The organism is Streptomyces laculatispora (genome assembly GCF_017353455.1).
GTDB classification, from domain to species: Bacteria; Actinomycetota; Actinomycetes; order Streptomycetales; family Streptomycetaceae; genus Streptomyces; species Streptomyces laculatispora.
Map to the genome: position 1 here is coordinate 1 of NZ_JAFMPZ010000383.1, position 3176 is coordinate 3176.

Genomic DNA, 3176 nt, shown 5'->3' on the forward strand with positions numbered 1-3176 from the left:
GCCCAGGTCCACACCCCGCCGACGGGTGGCCGGACCAGGGCCCGGATCTCCACGGCCGCGGCACCGTCGACCACGACGGAGGGCTCCACGATCCGGCCGGACAGCCGGTGCTCGGCGTGGAGTTCGGCCCCGCTCGCGTCGAGCAGCCGTACGAGCACGCCCGGTTCCCCGGACCGGGGATCGCGCGACCAGTCCCGGCCGAGGGGGCGGGGCCGGGACGGCAGTGGCAGTCCCGGCCGATGGGTCACCCTCGCGCCCCCGCCCAGCGCCTCCTGGATCCCTGCCAGCGGAGTCACCACCGAGTCGGGAAAGACCTCCGCGCTGCCGCCGCCCTGAATGCGTACCGCCGTGGCGTGCGGGCCGATGACCGCGACCGAACGCAGCCCCGCCGGATCGAGCGGGAGGAGCTGCCCGTCGTTGCGGAGCAGTACCGAACCGGCGGCGACGGCGCGGCGCAGCAGCGCCCGCTGGGCGGCGGAGGCCACCGCGGGCCGCCACACCGGCCGGGGCGAGCCGAGCGCACCCACCCGCCGCGCCAGCCGCAGCAGCCGCCGCACCTTGTCGTCGACCACCTCGGCGGAGACCAGTCCCTGCTCCAGAGCGGCGAGCAGGCCCGTCGACCAGGGGCCCTCGGGGCCGGGCATCGCCAGGTCCTGTGCGGAGCGCGCGGTGTCCAGGAGGGTGCGCACACCTCCCCAGTCCGAGACGACGGTTCCGTCGAACCCCCAGAGGTTCTTGAGCGGGTAATCCAGCAGGGGGGAGGCGGACATGGTGGCGCCGCCGACCTTGTTGTACGCGGACATGACGGCCCAGACCCCGGCCTCCACCGCGGCCTCGAAGGGGGCGAGGTAGACCTCGTGGAGGGTCTGCTCGTCCATGCGGACATCGACGCTCAGCCGGTCCGTCTCGGCGTCGTTGGCTACGAAGTGCTTGGCGGTGGCCGCGACCCCGCCGGACTGGATGCCCCTGATGAGTGCTGCCCCGGTCCGCCCGGTGAGCAGCGGGTCCTCGGAGAAGCACTCGAAGTGCCGCCCGCCCAGCGGCGAACGGTGCAGATTCAGGGTCGGCGCGAGGAGCACGTCCACGCCCTTGCGGCGGGCCTCGGCGGCGAGCAGCGCGCCGAGATCCGTGAGCAGCCGCTCGTCCCAGGAGGCCGCCAGTGCGGTCGGGGAGGGGAGTACGAGCGAGGTCTCGCGCTCGTCCCACGTCTCGCCGCGCACCCCGGCCGGTCCGTCGGAGAGGGTGAGGGGGCGCAGTCCGACAGCCGGTTCGGGGTACGTGCGCCAGGTGCTCCCGCCGGTCAGCAGGCGTACCTTCTGCGCCGCGTCGAGCTTCTCCAGCAGCGGATCGATCTCTTCGTCCGTCATGACGGCCATGCCCCTTCAACCCAGCGCCTTCCACCTGGAGAGCGCTCTCCCGACGTGCCTGGCTCAGCGTCGCTGGCCGACTGAGCCGTGTCAATGGGGAACGGTTGCACGGGCGTTGATGCGGGCAACCGCGCGCGCTCTTGTCATCACCCGTTGTCAGCACATAAGTTGACCGCTTGCGACGTGTCCTACTGTCAGTGGGGGAGCCAAGTCATGGCCGCGAACGGACGGCACCGCAGATATCAGCCGAGCCGCATCAACCGTGCCTCGATGCTGGTCACTGCGGGTGGTGCGGGACTAGCCCTCCCGCTGATCACCGCCGCATCGGCGGGTGCCGCGTCAGGAAGTGTGTGGGAGAAGGTGGCCGCGTGCGAGTCCACCGGCAACTGGCACATAAACACAGGCAACGGCTACTTCGGCGGGCTTCAGTTCACCCGGTCCACCTGGGCGGCGTACGGCGGCGCGGACTACGCGCCACGCGCTGACCTGGCCAGCAGGGACCAGCAGATCGCCATCGCGGAGAAGGTCCTGAAGGGGCAGGGGCCGGGTGCCTGGCCGGTCTGCTCCGCGCGGGCCGGACTGGCGCGGGGCGGTGACTCTCCCGACATCAGCCCGCAGACCGGGCGGACGACCAGTCCCGCGACGCCGAAGCGGGCGGCCGCCGATGGCAGGACCCCGGCGCCCAGGAAGGTCCAGGCGAGGCAGACCCCGGCAGCCGCCACACCGACGACGGTGCCGGGCAAGCGCGACTCGTACACCGTGGCGAGCGGCGACTCGCTCTCCGGGATCGCGGCCGACCGCGACCTCGGCGGCTGGCAGCGGCTCTACTCGGCGAACCGCAAGGTCGTCGGTGACGACCCGGATCTGATCTTCCCCGGCCAGCGGCTGAGCCTCGACCTGGCCGGGACCCCGAGGGCGAGCACCAAGACCGCCCCGAAGGCGGACCCGAAGCCCGCGGCCCGGCAGGCCGCGCCGAAGCGGGCAGCGCAGCCCGAGCCGAAGCGGCCGGCGCACCCGAAGCAGGCGGCTCAGCCGAAGCAGCAGGCCAAGCCGAAGAAGGCGGAGACCCACAAGGCCGGGCACACCGCGAAGCACACCGGGATCACCGCCCCGATCGAGGCCCGCACCGGCACCCAGTACCGTCAGCCCGGCTCCTGGTCGAGCGGTTACCACACCGGCGTCGACTTCCCGGTTCCCACCGGCACCTCGGTCAGGGCGATGGCCTCGGGCACGGTCGTCACGGCCGGCTGGGGCGGGGCGTACGGATACCAGATCGTCATCCGGCACAGCGACGGCAAGTACAGCCAGTACGCCCACCTGTCGGCCCTCCATGTGCGCGCCGGACAGCAGGTCGGCGCAGGCCAGCGCATCGCGCGCTCCGGCGCCACCGGAAATGTGACGGGTCCGCATCTGCACTTCGAGGTCCGTACCGGCCCCGAGTACGGGTCCGACGTCGACCCGCTGGCCTACCTCAGGGCGGGCGGCGTCAAGGTCTGAAGAGTCCCGCCCTGCCCGGCGTCATCGGCCGTCGCGGCTGTCGCGTCGGCAGCGGTGGGCAAGGTGGTGGACCCGCCGGGCAATCCGCCGCGTCGTGCGGTGCGAGTGTGCGGCCGCGGGGCCGGGCCGAACCCGACCTGCCCCAACCGGCGCTCCGGCGCTGTCCGTACAGACAGCGACAGCGGCAGCGGGCCGGGAAACGTTTCCGGTGCCGAGGGCCCCGGCCCCGCGGGCTCGGGAAACGCCACCACGGCCGATGCCGCCCCTGCCGGTTGCCGCCGAGCGCCCACCGGGTCCGGCGAGCCGGCGGGC

General features: G+C 73.2%; 2 protein-coding genes. One reads left to right on the top strand and one right to left on the bottom strand.

Annotated features, from left to right (window positions below; genetic code table 11):
* Positions 1-1376: glycoside hydrolase family 3 protein (locus J1C73_RS19860; RefSeq protein ID WP_207317591.1), on the bottom strand; the 1376-nt coding region annotated here is incomplete at its 3' end.
* 204 nt (positions 1377-1580) lie between these two features.
* Here J1C73_RS19860 and J1C73_RS19865 point away from each other — a divergent pair.
* Positions 1581-2864 (top strand): transglycosylase family protein, encoded by a 1284-nt coding sequence (locus J1C73_RS19865; RefSeq protein ID WP_207317592.1) that lies wholly within the window; start codon positions 1581-1583, stop codon positions 2862-2864.
* Positions 2865-3176 lie beyond the last annotated feature (312 nt).

Bases quoted from the DNA above. Each gene is read 5' to 3' on its own strand.
- J1C73_RS19865 (WP_207317592.1), top strand. From the start codon at position 1,581: ATGGCCGCGAACGGACGGCACCGCAGATATCAGCCGAGCCGCATCAAC.